The organism is Tumidithrix elongata BACA0141 (assembly GCF_036349135.1).
Lineage (GTDB): Bacteria > Cyanobacteriota > Cyanobacteriia > Pseudanabaenales > Pseudanabaenaceae > Tumidithrix > Tumidithrix elongata.
The window spans coordinates 1-19,115 of the sequence record NZ_JAZBJZ010000069.1 but is presented as its reverse complement, the minus strand read 5'-3'; the positions used below and the strand labels follow the sequence as shown (position 1 = coordinate 19,115).

General features: G+C 44.1%; 24 protein-coding genes. 11 read left to right on the top strand and 13 right to left on the bottom strand.

Annotation, left to right across the window (positions count from 1 at the left end; genetic code table 11):
• Positions 1-171: 171 nt before the first annotated feature.
• The 8 genes from V2H45_RS16125 to V2H45_RS16090 all read right to left on the bottom strand — a co-directional run bounded on the left by V2H45_RS16125 (position 172) and on the right by V2H45_RS16090 (position 7,333).
• Positions 172-1,125, bottom strand: coding sequence for a hypothetical protein (locus tag V2H45_RS16125; RefSeq protein ID WP_330484681.1), 954 nt, complete (start codon positions 1,123-1,125; stop codon positions 172-174).
• Positions 1,126-1,128: 3 nt separating this feature from the next.
• The gene (locus V2H45_RS16120) at positions 1,129-2,238 is read right to left on the bottom strand and encodes an AAA family ATPase (protein WP_330484680.1); all 1,110 of its coding nucleotides are present in this window, start codon (positions 2,236-2,238) and stop codon (positions 1,129-1,131) included.
• A gap of 36 nt (positions 2,239-2,274) precedes the next feature.
• Positions 2,275-3,450 carry a DUF262 domain-containing protein gene (locus V2H45_RS16115; protein WP_330484679.1) on the bottom strand — a complete coding sequence of 392 codons (1,176 nt, stop codon included), beginning with the start codon at positions 3,448-3,450 and terminating at the stop codon, positions 2,275-2,277.
• A 193-nt stretch (positions 3,451-3,643) separates the two neighbouring features.
• On the bottom strand, positions 3,644-4,210 hold the full coding sequence (locus tag V2H45_RS16110; RefSeq protein ID WP_330484678.1) for a Uma2 family endonuclease: 567 nt from the start codon (positions 4,208-4,210) through the stop codon (positions 3,644-3,646).
• A 126-nt stretch (positions 4,211-4,336) separates the two neighbouring features.
• Positions 4,337-5,950, bottom strand: a complete 1,614-nt coding sequence (gene prfC / locus V2H45_RS16105) for a peptide chain release factor 3 (protein ID WP_330484677.1) — start codon at positions 5,948-5,950, stop codon at positions 4,337-4,339.
• A 137-nt stretch (positions 5,951-6,087) separates the two neighbouring features.
• Entirely contained in the window at positions 6,088-6,303 is a 216-nt protein-coding gene (gene rpsR, locus V2H45_RS16100) for a 30S ribosomal protein S18 (RefSeq protein WP_408648805.1), read from the bottom strand.
• A 26-nt stretch (positions 6,304-6,329) separates the two neighbouring features.
• Positions 6,330-6,518, bottom strand: a complete 189-nt coding sequence (rpmG, locus tag V2H45_RS16095) for a 50S ribosomal protein L33 (RefSeq protein WP_330484676.1) — start codon at positions 6,516-6,518, stop codon at positions 6,330-6,332.
• Positions 6,519-6,598: 80 nt separating this feature from the next.
• Entirely contained in the window at positions 6,599-7,333 is a 735-nt protein-coding gene (locus V2H45_RS16090) for an RDD family protein (protein WP_330484675.1), read from the bottom strand.
• 122 nt (positions 7,334-7,455) lie between these two features.
• On the opposite strand from V2H45_RS16090, the gene V2H45_RS16085 reads away from it, so the two are divergent.
• The 4 genes from V2H45_RS16085 to yidD all read left to right on the top strand — a co-directional run bounded on the left by V2H45_RS16085 (position 7,456) and on the right by yidD (position 9,450).
• On the top strand, positions 7,456-7,746 hold the full coding sequence (locus V2H45_RS16085) for a TIGR02450 family Trp-rich protein (RefSeq protein ID WP_330484674.1): 291 nt from the start codon (positions 7,456-7,458) through the stop codon (positions 7,744-7,746).
• 150 nt (positions 7,747-7,896) lie between these two features.
• Positions 7,897-8,115, top strand: a complete 219-nt coding sequence (locus V2H45_RS16080; protein ID WP_330484673.1) for a DUF2839 domain-containing protein — start codon at positions 7,897-7,899, stop codon at positions 8,113-8,115.
• Positions 8,116-8,145: 30 nt separating this feature from the next.
• Positions 8,146-8,676: a GIY-YIG nuclease family protein gene (locus V2H45_RS16075; RefSeq protein ID WP_330484672.1), complete on the top strand. Its 531-nt coding sequence runs from the start codon at positions 8,146-8,148 to the stop codon at positions 8,674-8,676.
• 123 nt (positions 8,677-8,799) lie between these two features.
• Complete coding sequence (yidD, locus tag V2H45_RS16070; RefSeq protein WP_330484671.1) at positions 8,800-9,450, top strand: membrane protein insertion efficiency factor YidD; 651 nt, start codon at positions 8,800-8,802, stop codon at positions 9,448-9,450.
• 38 nt (positions 9,451-9,488) lie between these two features.
• On the opposite strand, the gene V2H45_RS16065 is transcribed toward yidD, so the two are convergent.
• The 3 genes from V2H45_RS16065 to V2H45_RS16055 form a co-directional block, all read right to left on the bottom strand.
• Positions 9,489-10,028, bottom strand: coding sequence for a Uma2 family endonuclease (locus tag V2H45_RS16065; protein WP_330484670.1), 540 nt, complete (start codon positions 10,026-10,028; stop codon positions 9,489-9,491).
• Positions 10,029-10,105: 77 nt separating this feature from the next.
• Positions 10,106-10,582 carry a Uma2 family endonuclease gene (locus tag V2H45_RS16060; protein ID WP_330484669.1) on the bottom strand — a complete coding sequence of 159 codons (477 nt, stop codon included), beginning with the start codon at positions 10,580-10,582 and terminating at the stop codon, positions 10,106-10,108.
• A 97-nt stretch (positions 10,583-10,679) separates the two neighbouring features.
• Positions 10,680-11,126 (bottom strand): nucleoside deaminase, encoded by a 447-nt coding sequence (locus tag V2H45_RS16055; protein ID WP_408648806.1) that lies wholly within the window; start codon positions 11,124-11,126, stop codon positions 10,680-10,682.
• A 129-nt stretch (positions 11,127-11,255) separates the two neighbouring features.
• On the opposite strand from V2H45_RS16055, the gene V2H45_RS16050 reads away from it, so the two are divergent.
• Complete coding sequence (locus V2H45_RS16050) at positions 11,256-12,599, top strand: glycosyltransferase (RefSeq protein ID WP_330484667.1); 1,344 nt, start codon at positions 11,256-11,258, stop codon at positions 12,597-12,599.
• Here V2H45_RS16050 and V2H45_RS16045 read toward each other — a convergent pair.
• Together V2H45_RS16045 and V2H45_RS16040 are read right to left on the bottom strand one after the other, a co-directional pair.
• Positions 12,596-12,901 (bottom strand): hypothetical protein, encoded by a 306-nt coding sequence (locus tag V2H45_RS16045; RefSeq protein ID WP_330484666.1) that lies wholly within the window; start codon positions 12,899-12,901, stop codon positions 12,596-12,598. The genes V2H45_RS16050 and V2H45_RS16045 overlap by 4 nt on opposite strands.
• Before the next feature lie 277 nt (positions 12,902-13,178).
• Positions 13,179-13,379: a hypothetical protein gene (locus V2H45_RS16040; protein WP_330484665.1), complete on the bottom strand. Its 201-nt coding sequence runs from the start codon at positions 13,377-13,379 to the stop codon at positions 13,179-13,181.
• Between the two features lie 33 nt (positions 13,380-13,412).
• On the opposite strand from V2H45_RS16040, the gene V2H45_RS16035 reads away from it, so the two are divergent.
• The 6 genes from V2H45_RS16035 to V2H45_RS16010 all read left to right on the top strand — a co-directional run bounded on the left by V2H45_RS16035 (position 13,413) and on the right by V2H45_RS16010 (position 18,590).
• Positions 13,413-13,589 carry a hypothetical protein gene (locus tag V2H45_RS16035; protein ID WP_330484664.1) on the top strand — a complete coding sequence of 59 codons (177 nt, stop codon included), beginning with the start codon at positions 13,413-13,415 and terminating at the stop codon, positions 13,587-13,589.
• A gap of 70 nt (positions 13,590-13,659) precedes the next feature.
• The gene (queA, locus tag V2H45_RS16030; protein WP_330484663.1) at positions 13,660-14,703 is read left to right on the top strand and encodes a tRNA preQ1(34) S-adenosylmethionine ribosyltransferase-isomerase QueA; all 1,044 of its coding nucleotides are present in this window, start codon (positions 13,660-13,662) and stop codon (positions 14,701-14,703) included.
• 28 nt (positions 14,704-14,731) lie between these two features.
• Complete coding sequence (locus tag V2H45_RS16025) at positions 14,732-15,958, top strand: glycosyltransferase (RefSeq protein WP_330484662.1); 1,227 nt, start codon at positions 14,732-14,734, stop codon at positions 15,956-15,958.
• A complete protein-coding gene (locus V2H45_RS16020) occupies positions 15,955-16,602 on the top strand; it encodes a class I SAM-dependent methyltransferase (RefSeq protein WP_330484661.1) in 648 nt (215 codons plus the stop codon). Before V2H45_RS16025 ends, V2H45_RS16020 begins: the two co-directional genes overlap by 4 nt.
• Positions 16,603-16,604: 2 nt before the next feature.
• Positions 16,605-17,390, top strand: coding sequence for a glycosyltransferase family 2 protein (locus V2H45_RS16015; protein ID WP_330484660.1), 786 nt, complete (start codon positions 16,605-16,607; stop codon positions 17,388-17,390).
• 552 nt (positions 17,391-17,942) lie between these two features.
• Positions 17,943-18,590, top strand: a complete 648-nt coding sequence (locus tag V2H45_RS16010) for a ferritin-like domain-containing protein (protein ID WP_330484659.1) — start codon at positions 17,943-17,945, stop codon at positions 18,588-18,590.
• The last annotated feature ends 525 nt before the right edge of the window (positions 18,591-19,115 follow it).

Below are 19,115 nucleotides of genomic sequence, written 5' to 3'. Positions count from 1 at the left end.
CCAAATACTTCTGTTTCTTGTTTTGGGCGATAGATAAATGTGATACCAATTTAATGGCTGAAAGCAACAGATAGGAAACGCAAGACACTGTGCTTCTTAACGACATGCTAGATCTGTTCTACTTGGTCTTTAAATTGGTATCACTCAAAGTCCATACTCAGGTAAAAGCATTTAGTTGAATTTGGCAGTGGGTAGATGATTTCCAATATATCCAATGAGTATTTTTCTTGACTGTTCTGGGTAGAAATGAATACGCCAAGCTAGAGGGGTAAGTCGAACATGCCAGCTAAAAATACGTTTCTGATCATCAGGACAGATAAAGGTTCGCTCTTGTGAATATTGTTGCAACGTAGCCTCACTTTCAGGTGTGGCTTTACAAGCTAACTTGTTGGAATCAAAGCCACCTTCTGTCCAATTTTCCGCATATTTTTGCAACTCAAGTAATCTGTTTTTCACAGGATTTAGCATAGAATTGCCAATAGATAAACTTTGTAGCTGTTTTTCAACGGAAGCACAAAATTGAAGATTTGGAAATAATTTCTCTTTTTGATTCCATAAATCTCTCCCATCGATATTGCCATAAACATGGTTTTTGATCCACTCGACGTGATCTTGTATATGCTCTTTACGACTTGCATGAACAATCGTTATTTTTGCGTCATCTTCATCAATGGAGATAGCATCTAAATCTAAATAACTGCAATCCCAACAACTTGCTGAGGTTACACTCACTGAAATAACATCAAGTAGATGGGCAATGCCGAGTCCAATAGCTAGTTTTCCCTGATATCGAAATTCACAAGAACCAATATTATTTTCAATGGAATGAACTTCATCAGACTCTAGAATACCTTCAGAAAAAGGTGCTTTTGTAGTGAGGGATCTAATAAATCGCCGTTCTTCACGATCTACTGAATTATCGTTTAACCATTGACGTAGAGCATAGTTAGACGTAAGGAAAGTTGAATGGAAATCGTAGTAGGAACGCAAAATAGCTTGACTTTTAGTCTGAGCATTGATCGATCTCACAGTTTGGATAAGATTAGTCATCCATTGCCGAGCAATCGCTCGATCAGAAGCAGGCGTTTCTAAAGACAACTCGTTTAAGACTATATCTAGAGCCATATTTCACACCTGTGCAGGCTCCAATAAAGCATCCAAACTTTTATCCCATTCATCAAAGAAACCATCAGGCCATTGGTCGATACGACCATTGCGATCAATCTTAGGCGAAGAAACTTTGCTGGAAGCCTGTCCATTTTGCTCAATACGTTGGAAAAAATGTAGACAGACATCATCTGGCTTAATTTTACCGCTATGAACTGCAAGGCGAATTCCATTTAGGACATGATCGCTATGAGTCTCTACGATAACTTGAACGCCACAATTAGCTGCGAGTGCTAATAAATTTCCCATCATAGCTTGCCCTTTGGGATGAAGATGAGCCTCTGGATTCTCAAGGACAATGAGCGTACCTGCTGGTGCAGATAATATAGCAATAAGAATTGGAAGTGTATATGTAATGCCAAATCCAACATTCGTGGCTCGGTAGGGGTTACTCAGTCCGTAGGAATATTGCAAACTCACTAAACCCATGTCTGGACTCACCTTTCTCTCAATTTTTGTCCCTGGACTCACCTCTCCCATCCAAGCTCTAACCTGTTCAATTAAGCTATTTGATTTAGCTTTTGGATGACTGAGTGATAGATTTGGAATATCCTCATCTCTATAAACTGATAGAAAGTGTGCAGCATATTCACCTCTAGTTCCAATTTGCTTGAGTTGCCGCACTTGAAATTCTGAGGTTTCAAAAAATGGACGAGGACCAATTCGTTCGGCAGTAAGGTAATGAAAGGAGTTTTCAAACAGGCTTGTATTGTAGATTTCAGATATTGTAGGTTGTGAGTTTAAACTCAATACATCGGCGATTCCATCGTAATTAAATAGCCATTGCCCCTTTTTACCGTCTTCCCAAGTGACTTCAAAGCCTATTTGATCTTCCACTGCGCCTTCAAATAGTGCATCTTGTGCAGTGCCAATAGCAACTAAATCACCATTAAGTGCCAATCCAAAATCTGGGAGAAGACCTTGATGATATGATTGTCGCAATAATAGTAGTGATTGAATAAAAGAAGATTTTCCAGAACTGTTTAGCCCAGTTAAAAGTGTTATATTTTCTAATTTTAGGACTTCTTTCTCAAAACATTTAAAACTTCTTAGTTCTACTAGATTAATCATTTTGAATTAACAGCTTTTAAATTGTATACTAAGGTTTTAGTTAATATTTAAGACTTTATCAATCAACTCTTTGATTTTACTGAAACGATATTTCACTCTTCCTATAGATCCTGTCCCTTCAGAAATGGAATCTATAAAACTACGATCTCCATTAAGCTTAATGAATTCATCTATGAGAATATCTTTTTTGAGTTTTAGTAATTCGATTTGGTCATAATTTAAAGAACTTAGATTTACAGACCAAGATTCAAAAAGGGCTTTATTGAAAGGCATTCTTCTAGCACTTATATCAGAACGTTTACGAAAGGCTTCATTTCCAAAGATATCTGTTGCAGCAGACATAGCTTTTGAAAAACTGCTTTCTAAATCATCAAAATGTTTATCTGACATGTTGTTCATTGTTTTCATTGCATTATTTAAAAATGTATCAAGATCAGTGGCATTGTATTGTAAAAAATAAGTGATTTTAAATGCTAGAAAGCGCAAAACTGTCTCGCGTGCTGCCATACGTTTATCTGGAATAGCATTTGCTGTTGCATTCTTGAATTCTTCAGACTTAGCAAGTTTTTCTAGGAATTTTGTTGCTTTCCCTTGATTGATTGCATGTCGTATTTCTTGAGGTGATAAAGGTAATCCACCAGTGTTAATTCGTCTAAAGATGTTGAATTTTAGTTCTTCTGGAGTTCCCTTTTCAATCAAATAAATTGTGATTTGAGTTTCACTGATTCTTCGTTGATAGTTCCTTGGGATTTCATCGTAAGACTTATCATTAAACTGGGTGAGAAATTCTAGTTTCGACAATCGAAATGCATCTTTTTTATCTAACACAAAATGTTTAATTGCAGTTAATCTTTGCTGTCCATCTATAACTATCCATCTATTATCATCGGTTGCATCTATATAAAATGCTGGTAATGGAATGCGGATAAGCATAGACTCAATTAGCCTGCTTTTCGCTACATCATTCCAAATATTAGACTCGCGTTGAAAGTCAGGAGATAATTCAATTTCCCCAAACTTAATTCTATTGAGAACTAAATCAATCGTTATTTGCCTTGCATCGATTTTGATTTTAGTAGGATCGAACGGTTCAATAATTTCTTCTTCTTCTTCTGTTTCAATATCCATAACCATAACCTCATTATCCTCAAAAATTTGATTTTGCTTATAATAATTTTTAGAGCTTTCAGGTGTTTGGTTGATTGTATTCATAACAACGTGTACATTTTTTCAATCACATCAAGGTTTGATTCCCCGTTCCTTGTGACATAAGTAATTGGCAAGAAAAACTGGAATTTAATACCCCTTCTGCTTGCGGCGGGGTCGTTCATTTGATAATTTTAACACCTCTGCATTGGTCAATATCCTATGTCAGAGATCGTGAGATCGTTTCAGAAATATAATTTTACCGAACTTTTAGCCAATCAAACAATTGCCCAAGCGTCAATTGTAGTTCGGAAGCAATGTTGGGAACAGCTAGAACTTGCTCTGATTTGTCGATCGCGATCGGCTGCTGTTTCGGTTTGTAGATCATCACCAAACGTTCGGCGGGGTCGATCAACCAACCCATTTGAGAGCCGAGATCGAGGCAATATAGGAGATTAACCACGACTCGATTTACAGATTGGTCGGGACTGAGGATTTCGATCGCCCAATCAGGCGGTAAATTGAAACTATTGGCGATCGTACCGTTGGGGTGAGTAGGAATATTTCCCCAAGTAAACACTGCCACATCTGGCACTACAGAACGTCCCCCAAAAGTACAACGCAGCTCTGGTAAAGCAAGTGCAATTTTCTTATCTTCCAGTACGGCGTTAATTGCTGCGATCAGCTTCTGCTGAAGGCGACTGTGTTCTCCTTGGGGCATAGCTTTTTGAATAATTTGACCGTCAATAAATTCACTGGCTGGTTTGGTTTCAGGCAGCTTGAGGAATTCTTCTAGGGCGATCGCTTTGCTAGGTGTCTGTACCATAGGTCAACTTTCCTCAATCGGTTTTAGCAAAAGAGATAAAAAGGCTTGAATAGATAAGGCTTGGACTGTTGCACTATCTTAATCTTTTTTTAGAGGTGACATGGCAGACAAACTGCAAAGACAAAATTAAGTCGTAAAGCCAGCGATCGGTGCGATCGCTTTCAGCCTCAATTTGGGGTGATCGGATTCAATTTGACTGAGGTTCCAAGTGTTTTTAAACAGGAGCACAGGACGACCCAAACTATCTTTGACGACAAGGGTATTAAATAATCTGCCAACTTCATCTAAAGCTTCCCAACCATCTTCTACCCAACGTGCCACGGAAAAAGCAAGAGATTCCAATTGCGATTCCACACCATATTCGTTCTGTAAGCGAAACTGAACGACTTCAAACTGCAATTGTCCGACTGCACCCAAGATGGGATCTCGCTTTGCTTCATCCACCGAGTACATAATTTGAATCGCTCCTTCTTCTTGCAGTTCCGCTACACCTTTCCTAAATTGCTTGAATTTTGAGGGATTGGGATTGCGAAGGTAAGCAAAAATTTCAGGCGAAAAGCAAGGGATGCCCGCATATTGACGCTTTTTGCCAATACAAATCGTGTCCCCGATCGCAAACATACCGGGGTTATTTAAGCCAATCACATCGCCAGCATAGGCAATATCGATCGCTTCGCGATCTTGACCAAACAATTTCTGAGCGTGAGAAAGGCGAATGGACTTGCCGCTGCGCACATGGGTAACCGCCATATCCTTCTCAAACTTACCCGAGCAAACCCGCACAAAGGCAATGCGATCGCGATGCTTCGGATCCATGTTTGCCTGTAGCTTAAACACAAAGGCAGAAAACTCCTCATCTACGGGAGAGACTTCGCCAATGCTGCTGTCATGAACACCCGGCTTGAGCGCATGTTCTAAAAATGATTTGAGAAATAACTCCACACCAAAGTTGGTCATGGCACTGCCAAAAAAGATGGGCGTAATTTCACCGCGATGGAGTGCCTGTTCGTCCCACTCTGGGCCAAGGGTATCTAGTACTTCTAATTCTTCTAGAAATTTCTCGTAGAGATCTTGGTCAATATAGTCAAGAATTTGCGGATCGTCGGCAGGCAAAATCTGTACCTCGGCTTCCCGTTGCCCGTGACCGCTGCGCTTAAATAGGTGAATTGTCTTGCTGGCGCGATCGTAGACGCCCTTAAAGCGATCGCCTGTCCCAATCGGATAATTCATCACATAGGGGATTAAGCCTAGTTCTTTCTCGATTTCGTCTAAGAGTTCTAAGGGTTCGCGAGCAGGGCGATCGAGTTTGTTGATAAAGGTAAAAATGGGAAGCGATCGCATCCGACAAACTTCAAAAAGCTTGCGGGTCTGGGTTTCTAAACCCTTAGCAGCATCGACCAACATCACGGCATTATCTGCGGCTGCCAAGGTGCGATAGGTATCTTCGCTAAAATCTTTGTGCCCAGGGGTATCGAGTAAATTAACGCAACAGCCCTGATAGTTAAACTGCAAGACGGTAGAGGTAATCGAAATACCCCTCTGTTGTTCTAGCTCCATCCAGTCAGAGGTGACATGACGTTGAGATGCTCTGGCTTTCACAGCACCCGCCAAATGGATCGCTCCCCCATACAACAGCAATTTCTCAGTTAGTGTCGTTTTCCCTGCATCAGGGTGAGAAATAATTGCAAAGGTGCGTCGGAGATTAACCGCCTGTTCTAGTTCTTGCTGTAATTGACTCATAGGGAAATTATGCTGCCCTCAATGGACGGAACCAAGCCATATACCAAGATAGATCGTTTAAAAACACAAAATATGCCCAACCATAAAGCATTGGGCATGGGCGAAAAATTAAGCCAGAGCAAATGCCCTAGTTTTTTCTAGCCTTCTTTGTTGATGAAAGGTAACAGGGCAACCACTCTAGCTTGCTTGATGGCCGTGGTGAGTTGGCGCTGTTGTTTGGCAGTCAAACCAGTGATACGACGAGGCAAAATCTTGCCACGCTCGGTGATGTACTTGCGGAGCAAATCTACATCTTTATAGTCGATCGGATCTTTGGGATTGATCGGAGAAAGGCGCTTACGATAGAAGGACATAGCTATTTAATCAACGACAAGAGTGGTTATTTAATTTCTTTGTGAACGGTATGCTTGTTGCAGTGAGGGCAGAATTTCTTGAGTTCTATCCTCGCCGTCGTATTGCGACGATTTTTGGTGGTCGTGTAGCGGTTGACACCGGGCGATCGCTTATCGATATTTGTGCGACACTCGGTGCATTCCAGAGAAATAATGATGCGAACGCCTTTAGCCATTTTCCTAATTTGAAAACATTATTTGAAAGCACGGTCTTTTATTATTACATGGATATGTGCATTTTGAAATAACGTCCAAATCATCTTCGACGGCGAGGTCTTCTGGCGCGACTTGGGGGGCGCGATCGCTCTTCATAGCCGTAATCATCTTCTGGGTAACGCGTTTGCTTTTGACTGCGAGACTGACTAGGGGATTGACTGCGGGGTTGACCGCGATTGGTATTGCGGGGCTGATAGTCTAAATCGTCATCGCGTCCACCATATCGATCTTGATAGAGCTGCGTGGTGCGCTGACCGACTTGACCAAATAACTTAGATAGCTTGCGATCTAGTTCAAACCCTTTTCTAGACATAATTACAATTGTACCGCCTAAGCGATCGTGCAGCATTTGACGTTTTACGGGATCGGCGATCGCAAAGATGATATCCACCGCTAAGGGCAACCAAGCAAACACAATTAAGGTGGTGGTGAAAGTACTGAGTAAAATCACAAGCCCAAGGAAAATTACAGCCTCGCGCTTGAGCAGATCGACGATTCCAGAAGTTTTGCCGTAGTTCATATCTACGACCCGAATGCTCATCAGCCAACGCCCAAAACTCTGTCCCTGTGCTTTGCTCGACACCAAGACGCGGAATAAAAACCAAACGGGTGCAAAAATAAAAGTATTCAAAGAGCCATCGTTGTTGTTCCAGATCAATGCCTGAATCAGTTGGCTGAGAAATTCACAGGCGACAAAATCGATCAGGGTCGCACCAATGCGCTGCGGTAACTGGGCGATCGCAAGACGATTGTAAGCGGGGTCAAAGTCCATCATAAAAAGTGCGCTGCTGAATTAGAGTCGCCGATCTGCGGCAAGATATCTATGGGAAGCGATCTCCAAAAGTAAGATTGCCTCAGACTCATATTTTAGTACCCATACCCCCATCAAAAAAGTCAATGTCAAAAAAGCAAAAGTTTCCATTCTTAGTTGGTTCTAAGTGGACTGCCATGCAGGAAACTTTCGGTTGGCGGCATTTTATCGTCACCAATCGCAAGAATGAAGGCAATCTAGTCTTTGCCGAACTCAAAGCCGCTTGCGGCGGAACGCATCCCCACTCGGGGAATCGCACGGTATGTTTTTGGTTAAATGCTAAAGCCTTAAACGAGCGATCGCTCTGGTTGCCCGGCTGGCAAGCTTTAAGCGAACAACTCCCCCCTAACACAGCAGATCGAGAGGATCTCGCCTAGGCTTCATAATAATTGCTAAATGCAAAATATTGAGAAATGTAGCGTTGGTATGAGGTTATGGAGAAAAAATTAACTCCTGCCTCTAGAATTGAAAAAATAAGTTGCGAAAACTTGGATCTTTGAAATTGGCAGAAAACTTAGGAAAAAACCATGGGTGAATCAAAGCGTCGCAAAGAAGTTCTCGGAGAAGATTACGGTAAATCAGAGCCCTTAATTCCTTGGATCCCTTTTTGGACAAAGAAAAAAGCAGAACAGTTTGTCACGCTCTCTACAAAAGCTGCTTGGATCGGCATTTTTGTGATGGCGGGTTTGTGGGTAACCATTCGCTTTATTGGTCCTGCATTGGGTTGGTGGCAACTCATTGACTAAATCAATTCCTACGCCATCCCTTACAACGAAATGAGTATTACAGATTCTATTCCAGCCTTAGCTGAGCTGCCCTTTTTGCCTTACCTAGATGAAGCTGGGGGCATATCGGCAGATTTTGCTGGCAAGATCGGGGTGTATGCGATTTTCGATCGCGATCGCACCCTGCAATATGTGGGCATCTCCCGCGATATTGCGGCAAGTCTAAAACTTCATATCGTGCGCGTACCCGATCGCTGTCACTGGGTTAAAGTCACCACGGTGACCAAGCCTAGCCGTACCGTTCTCGGCGAAATGCAAGCTACTTGGTTGGGGGACAAAGTCTTAACCTCAGCAGAACAAGAGCTTTGGGATCAACCCCTAGACTGCAAAAAACAGATGACGGAGTCTGAAAAACAACTTTTAGCAGAAGCACTCAATGAAGGCGAACAGGAAAAAATTCTCAAGAATGTGGCAAGGCGTTTAGAAGAGGGAATTCTGACACAACTCAAGGCAAGGGGTATAGGCTTTGATGTGCGTTTTAACCCGAAGCTCAAAAGTGCAGGGATTTTGGATATCAAGTAATCCTCTGAAGCAGTGGAATGTACGCCGTTGAGAATTGTTTTCAGGGATTCAATTCTAAAAAGTTCTTGAAAGCTCGAAGGTCAGTAGGTGTCAGATCGAAATATTTGATAAAGGGGATTGGCAATGCACACAAATCTTCTCGATACAACCGCTAGAAAGATTGCAGTAACTTCCATCGCTGGCTATCAGCGTTATATTTCACCCCATAAGGGCTTTTCTTGCGCCCATCGGATTTTGCATGGCGGTGAGTCCTGCTCGCAATTTGTGAAGCGGGTAATTATCGAAGAAGGTGTAATGACAGCAGTCAAGGCTTCCCGTCAGCGTTTTCAAGCCTGTAAAGAAGCCAATCAAATCCTGAAAGCCCGTCGCATGGGAATCTGTAAAAAAGCTTCTATACAAACTGCGGGGCTAGCTTCCACGCTGCCTTCTACACAATCTTCTACACGGTCTTATCACCTCGCGAATATATCTCCCGAACCATCCGATCCCCCCGCAGAAATTCCAGAAGAAATTCCAGAAGTTCCTTTGGAGGGAACTGAAGCAGTAAAAGCCGCCAAAAAAGCTAATTCTTCTAATGGCTGTAATGAATGCGGCGATCTGGGTGACTGTTCTTATATAGGTTGCGATGTACTCGACGATTGCGGAAGTGGAGCGCTCAACAATTGCTCAGGCGCAGATTGCAGTGGTTGTGGGGATTGTTCGGCTTTAGATTGCTCGGGAGCAGATTGCAGCGGTTGTGGAGACTGCGGGGACTGCGGCAGTTGTAGTTGGTAGTTTACGGCGGATTTCGAGCTTGAGGATTCGCGATCGCGTTAGCACTCTAACCAACCGAAAATGCGATCGGGGGTTAGTTGCAGTGAAATTTCGTTTAAGACTGTTAGAGGCGTGTCGTCTCTAAGGAGGCGGAGAGGCTGTTCGGGTAGAAAAATCATGACTACTTTTTCTTGGCTGTCGATTAACCAACCCAGTTGAGTTCCTTCCGTAAGGCAATCCTGAATTTTTGTAATTAGTTTTGTCGTACTTTGGTCGGGAGAGAGGATCTCGATCAGCCAGTCTGGGGCACCTTGAATTGGCTCATTACCAGCAGGTATGCGACTTTGGTGAACGATCGCGATATCTGGAACAACGGAGTTTTGGCTCAAGATACAACGGAGTTCTGGAAAAGCTTCATAGGCACTATTCGTATTATCGATCGCACTGACTAAGCGTTTTTGCAACCGACTGTGGTGAAGTGTTGGCATAGGCTTTTGTAAGACTTGACCGTTGAGAAGTTCCCAAGCTGGAGATTCCTCAAGGTTGGGGAGCTTAGTAAACTCATCTAGGGTGACCGATCGCAGAGTTGCTAAAACCATAAGCCTCGTATACACTCCGAAATAAACCCAATCAATTAGATTTTACTATGTTCAGCTAATCAAGCGAACCATTTAAATCATCGTTTGATTTGCTTGGGAAAATCAGGAACTAAAAGAGAATGTGCCAATTCATTTTGGGGGCTAAAGAATTTGATTTCGCCTTGCTCGTTGCACAACCAAACTTCAAGAGCTTGAGCGGCAAAGTATAAATTTTTCTTGAACTCCATTTCATCCGAAGTGTTACCAAGGGACTTCACTTCTACACAAATTTCTGGTGCGATCGAAGCCGATACTTGATCTTGAATGATGTCAAATCTTTCCTCTGAGCACCAAACGACATCTGCAACTTTAACCCCATCTGATGTGTCGATCGCGCATTCTGGCATGACTTCTCCAGACTTCAGTAAAGATTCTAATAGACGTTGAATTCTACCTTGATAAAAAGAATGTTTGATCTTTACTGGACTCATTACAATCTGACCCCATTTATTTAACTCAATTTTGAAGGGTAAATCTTGTAATTGCTTATTGTCACAAACTTCTTCCCATCTCATATCGTTGGTTCCCTAGAGCGATTCATTTAATCCTAACCCATTTCTTAAAGCAGCTATAGAGGGAGCAATTCATGAATTGCCCCTACGCTCAAATCATTTAGGACTGCTCTACATTTCGCAATTGTTGGAACCATGTTTGGAGTAAATTCTGGCAAGAAATCTCGCAGATCCCAGCAATTACAGTTAGACGATGGAATGAGACTGGGCTATCGGGTAAGTTCGTCACAGTACGAATTGCCCCTGTTTTCGGATCGTCTGCGCCATAAATGAGGGTACTGACTCGCGCTTGGATAATTGCCCCCGCACACATGGGGCATGGTTCGAGGGTGACATAGAGACTGCACCCATTCAGATGCCAGTCCTTTAAGTTTTTAGCGGCGGCTCTTATTGCCACAATTTCAGCGTGGGCTGTGGGATCGCGATCGCGTTCCTTACGATTTTCCCCGATCCCCACCACTTGATTGCGAGCACTCACTACGATCGCCCCCACAGGAATTTCGCCTGCGGCTCCTGCTTGCTCTGCCAGTGAGATCGCCTGCTGCATCCAAGTTTGGTGTAATCCAAAATCCACTTAGAAAACCCACTTAGTTCGATGTGTTTTGAGTAACTGTCCATCTAATCGCAAGATAAGATTATGATTTTACATAGTTCTTAATAATGTATTTAAATTTTGATGGATCAGACAGATTTTGGCAGCAACTTGACTGCTAGGGGTGAGAGGCGCAGGCTAAAGGCGGCGATCGTCGTAACTTTCGTTTATGCCTCGATCGTGTGGCTACATCTGTTGCCTTGGGGGCAATGGCTGATTTTAGGGTTGCTCATGTTTATGGCAATTCATGGACTGCGGTTGCTCGTATCCCCGCCTCTGCCCCAGCCTGCTGGTGCGACTACCAACCAGAGTCAAGACCAAGAGTTACCTTTTTTCTCTCTGCTGGTGGCTGCCAAAAATGAGGAGGTTGTAATTGCCAACTTGGTCACCTCCCTCTGTCAACTCGACTACGATCCCGATCGCTGGGAAGTATGGATTATTGATGACAACAGCAGCGATCGCACCCCCGAAGTTTTAGAAAAACTCAAACAAAAATTCCCACAACTCAAAACCATTCGACGCGGGGCCGATGGCAAAGGTGGCAAGTCGGGTGCGTTAAATCAAGTTTTACCCCTGACCAAAGGCGAGATTATTGGTGTATTTGATGCCGATGCTCAAATTTCTGCCGATTTTTTACATGCCCTCGTGCCATTATTTCAACGTCCCCGCACGGGAGCGGTTCAGTTACGCAAGGCGATCGCCAATGCTGCTCACAATTTTTGGACAAAGGGACAGTCCGCAGAAATGGCGTTGGATATTTTCTTTCAAGATCGGCGCAATCGCGTGGGTGGCATTGGCGAACTGCGGGGCAACGGTCAGTTTGTCAGGCGATCGGCTTTATTGGAGTGTGGTGGCTGGAATGAAGAGACGATCACGGACGACCTAGATCTCACGATTCGCCTGCACCTGCATCAATGGGATATTGGCTGTCTCTCTTTTCCTGCCGTACAGGAAGAGGGGGTAGAGACCTTTATGCAACTGTGGCATCAACGCAATCGTTGGGCGGAAGGTGGATTTCAGCGCTATCTAGACTATTGGTCGGCGATCTTAAACAGCAAAATGGGGTTTGCCAAAATTGCCGATATGTCGATGTTTTTACTGACCCAATATCTTTTACCCACTGCCTTTGTGCCTGACCTGATCGCCGCGATCGCACTGAAACAACAGCCTTTACTTGCCCCCATTGGTGGATTTGCCTTAGTCCTATCCACGATTGGGATGGCTTTTGGCATTAAGCGATCATATCAAGTCTCATGGTTCACCGCTTTGGTGCAAACCCTGCGCGGCACGATCTATATGCTGCACTGGATTCCTGTAATGGCAAGCGTAACCCTGCGGATGTCGATTCGCCCCAAACGTTTGAAGTGGGTAAAAACCGTGCATCAGGGTGTTGGCAATAGCTTGGTCTTGGACGAACTAGAGGGCTAATTTCTGAGGATGCCTAAGCCATGTAGCAGGGCGATCGCCACAACTGCCAAAAGTAGAATTACCACACTGGCGATCATGGCGATATTCACCCAGATATTTTGTAAGAATGGCTGCCAAAACCCCTGAATGCGTGCCAAAGACAGCAAAACCGTCTGTACGAATAGGTTAATAAAAAAGATGCCAGAGATCCAAGCTCTAATGCCCCAGTTCAGTCGATAGCTAGCAATCAATAGAGCAATGCCTACCAACAAAACTAATCCTTGCAAACTGTAGGCGATCGCTGAATTTGACTCATCTTTCATGGTGAAAATCCCCCAAAGCAAATATGCCTGAGATATCAGAATCTCAGGCAATCTCAGAAAAACTTGCAAAATTGGCAAATCAATTCAGTGGCATCCTTTTTTAATGGAAAACGACAGAGCGGACTTGACTTTCTAAAAGTCTGAGCAACAATGGATGACTGGCTATGCCGTCTCGATCTAGATGTTTTTTAAGCGAGGTCTAAATTTGGTTCAGTTACTACCAACAAAGTATCTGGTCTAACTTTTAATTGAGTAATCTAGTTTGAACGATTTTGACCTAGTTTGAACGTGCTGAAGCCCCATTTGCGATCACTGTTACAGATTTGTGCTTTTTACTAGGGTTACGGGAAGCATCTATACTTACAACTGTATAAGTCTTAGCGTTGCTTGCCTCAAATTTATCCCCAACGGCTAACGGTGTGTTGTAGTTTAATGTACCGATAAAGCGTTGGTGGAGATCCATCATTAGGTATTGCATAAGAATCCTCTTGGGTTATTTTTTGATTGAGTTATGTCTTGTCAAGGTGTGCCTAATACAGCAACTTCAGCATTTCACTGTAGCTTTAGCACAGATGGGAAGCTTTTCGCGATCGCGATGATTTATCAAAAGCAAATTCAGCTTGGTACATCTGGACTAGGAGCAAATGCCACCCTCTATATACCACTCGTTAGCAAGTTGCGTATATAAATTTTTATTTTTTTCTGTTGAATTTAAATTCAAAAGGTTAGGAAGTGTTAGGAGTGATTACAAATTGCAAATGCCGAATATCGATCATAGCTTAAGTGCCTACGACTACGAACTACCCAGCAATTGCATTGCCCAAAATCCTGCTGTCCCAAGGCATAACTCGCGTTTGTTGGCAGTAGATACTGACAAAAGCATCCATCACCATCATTTTTATCAGTTGCCCCAACTCCTAAAATCAGGAGACCTGCTGATTTTCAACAACACGCGGGTGATTCCGGCGCGCATGCACGGGCATAAGCTCTCAGGCGTACCCGTCGAAATTTTGCTCATGGAGCCAACGGGACATAATCGCTGGTTGTCCTTGGTCAAGCCCGGTAAACGCCTACCCGTAGGTAGCACCATTATTTTTAACGAGGAAGTAAAAGCCACGGTTGAAGGGATCGATGAAGCCACAAGGGCAAGAGATCTGCTGTTTCATATTCCCGAGCATCAAACCCTGCACCAGATTATTGACGATTTAGGCAAAATTCCTTTTCCACCCTATGTAACGGAATCTCAAGCGGACTCGGAGCAATACCAAACGGTCTATGCCAAGGTTCCTGGTGCGATCGCTGCCCCAACGGCGGGCTTGCACTTCACCGAGACCCTACTGCAGCAACTGAGCGATATGGGAGTAAACCAAGCCTACATTACCCTGCATGTGGGGTTAGGCACGTTTCGACCTGTAGAGACCGAAGATGTCAGAGAGCATAAAATGCACAGTGAATGGTTTGAGGTATCTCAAGAAACGATCGCCATGATCGAAGCTACAAAAGCCAAAGGCGGAAGGGTGATCGGCGTCGGTACGACGGTTGTGAGAGCCATTGAAAGCAGTAATATGCAGCCCTATCAGGGCAAGACCAATCTAATGATTTACCCAGGTTATGAATGGAAAATCTTAGATGGCTTGATTACCAATTTTCATTTGCCGAAGTCAAGCTTGATGATGCTGGTTGCCTCACTTTTAGGCGAGGGTGGGCGAGAATTTTTACTATCTGTCTATAAAGAAGCGATCGCACAGAATTACCGTTTCTACTCCTTTGGCGATGCCATGATGCTGTGGCGCAACCGATAAACTGTATCGATAAATTATTAAGCGCCGCATGAAAATCTTGCATGTCATTCCTTCGGTAGCTGCGGTTCGGGGGGGACCGAGTCAAGCTGTCCTAGAAATGGTCAAGGCTTTAAATGTCTTGGGGGATGTTTCTGAAGACGATCGGAAGGTAACGGCTGCGGCGAGACGCATTCGGTACGAAATTGCCACCACCAATGATAACGGCAAGGACTTGTTGGATGTTTCCCTAGAGGATTGGACGGAATATGCAGGCGTGCCGATTCGCTTTTTTCCCCGATACTCTCCCTCTGTGCGTGGGATTCGCGAGTTTGCTTTTTCTAGTTCGCTCACGGCTTGGCTGTGGCAGCATGTCACGGACTACGATTTGCTCCATATTCATGCAATTTTCTCCTATCCTTCCACGATCGCGATGGCGATCGCCCGCATGAAAGGGGTTCCCTACATCAATCGACCGTTGGGGCAATTATGTGTATGGTCGTTGCAGCAAAGTCGATTCAAAAAACAAATTTATTTATCCGCGATCGAACGAGCGAATCTCAAGCATTGTCAAACTTTACACCTGACATCTTTGCAAGAACAGCAGGAAGTTGCGGCGTTAGGGTTATCGCTACCAAGTTTTATTCTGCCCCACGGAATTTCTATTCCTCCACCCATACCTGAAGCGCGATCGCAATTACGCCAGCTTTTGGGAATTTCCGCAGACACACCCATAATTCTTTTCATGTCGCGGCTACATGCCAAAAAAGGCTTAAATTACCTGATCCCAGCCCTAGGGAAATGCATGAACCGAACAGAGTATCCCTTTTGGTTTATTCTGGCAGGGCAAGGAGACCCAGCCTATGAAGCCGAAGTGAAAGATTTATTGCGCGAACAGGGACTCGATCGCTGCACCCATTGGGCAGGATTTGTGACAGGCGATCGCAAGCAGTTGTTTTTACAGGGTTCGGATCTATTTGCGCTCACCTCCCATTCCGAAAATTTTGGGATTGCGGTTTTGGAGGCGATGGCAGTAGGTTTACCGCTCTTAATTACACGGGGCGTAGCCTTAGCCGCCGAAGTCGAACAGCATCAGCTTGGCATAGTCCCAGCCTTAGATATTGATGGAATTGCAATGGGGATCGCGAGTTTCCTAGAGCAGCCGCAAGCGTTTAAACAAATGGGCGATCGCGCCAGTCAGTTGGTTGCATCGCAGTATAGTTGGGATAAAATAGCGGCGAAATTAGCAGGGGTTTATTCAAACATTCTGACTCCATGACTACCCTATCTTATCCCTATCAAAATAGTAGTGCAGGACATCATCATCGCTACTTGCTTCCTCCGCTAGTGACTATGCTTTCACAAATTCAGCTCCTGCATGCACAACCCATACGAGTTCTCGATCTGGGTTGTGGCAATGGCAGCCTCAGTAATGCTATATCTCAGAAGGGATTTGAAGTTGTAGGGGTTGAGGATTCTGAGTCAGGCGTAGCGATCGCTCGCCAAAACTTCCCAGCTTGTCAATTTATCCATGCCAGTATCTACGATCTACCCTATGGGAAATTAGAAAGAGCTTTTGATATTGCGATCGCGGCTGAGGTAATCGAACATCTACTCTATCCGAAAGAACTATTGCAAGCGGCAAAGCGATGTCTGCGATCAAACGGAAGATTGATTCTCACTACGCCCTATCATGGCTATCTCAAGAATCTCATCCTTGCAGCTACAGGCAAAATGGATAGTCATTTCACCGTACTTTGGGATGGCGGTCATATCAAATTCTTTTCAGTAAAAACACTGTCTGCACTGCTACAACAGCAAGGCTTTACAGATTTGGAATTTAGGTTTGCAGGCAGGTTGCCCTATGTTTGGAAATCCATGCTGGTTTCCAGTACCCCAACATTTCTGGAGAATCTTGACTAGGAATGATAGAAACAATTACACCGCTTATTCTCACTTACAACGAAGAAGCAAACATTCAGCGAGTCTTGCAGAGGTTGACATGGGCAAAACAGATCCTTGTGCTAGACAGCTTTAGTGACGATCGCACCCTAGCGATCGCAGCAACCTTCCCACAGGTGTCGATCTTACAGAGAAGATTTGATTGTGCCGCCAACCAATGTAACTATGGACTGGAACAAATTCAATCAGAGTGGGTGTTGTCACTGGATGCCGATTATGTACTGAGTGATGCTCTCATTCAAGAGATCCAGACCTTAGTGGATAGTCCTCTGGTTGATGCCTATCAAGTTAATTTTAAATACTGCGTGCAGGGAAAGATGCTCAGGGGAACGCTGCTTCCAACTCGCACAGTTCTCTATCGCCGTGCTAAAGCAAGCTATTACACAGACGGACACACGCAGCGAGTTCGCATTGAGGGAACTTCTGCAATGCTAAAAGGAGTGATTTATCATGACGATCGCAAGTCGCTCAGTCGGTGGCTGCAATCCCAAGATCGCTACATGATTTTGGAAGCGAAGAAACTCTTAAGCACTGACGATCGCGACTTAAGTTGGAGCGATCGCCTGCGCAAACGTAAAATCTTTGCCCCCTTTTTAGTCTTCTTTTATTGTTTATTACTTAAAGGTGGCATCCTAGACGGTTGGGCAGGTTGGCATTATGCCTTTCAACGCACCATCGCCGAGCTTTGGTTGGCGATTTATCTCATAGATCTCGAAAAATTGATTGACTCGCCTTACGAGGAACAATAGTCCCCTGTAGCAATTGCCAGAGAGGTTAAGACAAAATTCTCCTCACTGGCTGAGTGGAGCCAAGGCCTAATTTGACCTGAGTTCGGGTTAAGGATTTCGGAAAAAATCAAGCCGACTTGCTGGAACCGAGAGGTTTGATCCCCCTGCCCTATCGGGCATCCCCCTTGCAAAAGGGAAGTGAGTTCTCCCCCCTTTTTTCAAGGGGGGCTGGGGGGGATCCTTGGGATTTATAGCGTTTTAGGTTCTCTTATCCTGAACTGACGTTAATTTGAGATTTATTTTTGGGGTTGAGAGATCCAATCCCCAAAAACAGGCGTAATTCCTATCAAAGCGCGATGAAAGTAGAGCAACTGATTTCTGCCTACCGATCGCGCTCAATTATAGATTCTATAAAACTTTTCGTTATACGTTCGCGAACGTAATCGACCCACCCGATTTCAACGAGCTGCTTGCAGCTTGTTGAAGAACCTTTTCCTGCCAGGAATTTATGTTCCATCTGTCGCAAATTCATTAAATTCGGTCTCACTAGCAAATCTTGAAGAGGATAAAACCATGTATCGAACCAAGTCTTCCCAATCTGCATCTCGTCGCCAATTGATTAAGGCTGGAATTTTTGGAGCTGTTGGCATTGCTGGGGTATCTGTTGCCTCCAATGCGATCGCCATGCCAAGCAACAAAGCTCATGCCAAGGACGATATCAAAATTCTTAATAACGCATTGTTTTACGAGCATCAGGCAATCTGGGCCTATAGCTTTGCCGCAGGCAAGCTCACAGGCAGTAATGTGGGCAAGGCAGTCTTAGCGATCGCTTTGGCAAATCAAGCTGACCACAAGCAACACCGTGACACTTTGTCGATGGTGATTCGTCAACTGGGCGGCAACCCTGTCATGGCTAAGTCAGATTATCTAGAAACCGTGAAGCCCTATCTAGAAAAAGGTGAAGGCAATCTAGACTCAGATGTGAATATTGCCAAATTGGCTCTAGCTTTGGAAACGGACGCTGCGATCGCCTACACTACCGAAATCGCTCAACTCAAAACCCCTGCTCTGATTACCGCTGGAGCAAGCATTGGCTCGACTGAAGCTTCGCACGCCACCGTAATTCGTGCTGCCTTTCAATCGTTAGGGGTCGATCTCAAAGTGGTTCCTGCCTCTTTTGTCAGTGCCGATACCCGCGAAGCTTGGATTATCAGAGTCTAATCCTAAAACACATTCCACTTGTTTTAGATAGCTCCAAAAGCCTTGTTAAACAAAGCTTTTGGAGCCATCAGTCCAGTAATGGGCTAAACTAGCCCAACAACTTGCCGAAATGCTTAGGTCACTTGGGATTAATCCTGACGGAATGTAAGCAGTGGTAAGCATCCTGAAAGGAATCGCTTTGGTTATTAAATGTCAAGAGTTTTGTTTTTTTGGGCGCTACGCTACCAAGTGACTGACTGACTTATAACCCGAACTTAATAGGTCGGTCTTTTATTGGGCATTCATTTTTGATCAATGGATTATTATTTAACTGAAGCAAAGACAAAAGAGGTAGTTTACTTAAAGGACTAGGATCGGAAATAAGATTGTCACGAATGAATAAAGTTTTTAATTTTTTTAAAGAACTTAGGGGGCAACATTCTTAATTTGCAGGGCTATTTCATTCTAAATAATGTCTTGAGCGTATTAAGACTAAGAGCGTGTTTGAGAAGTTTAGGGTAGAAAAAAAGCCCCCAAAGTTATAGG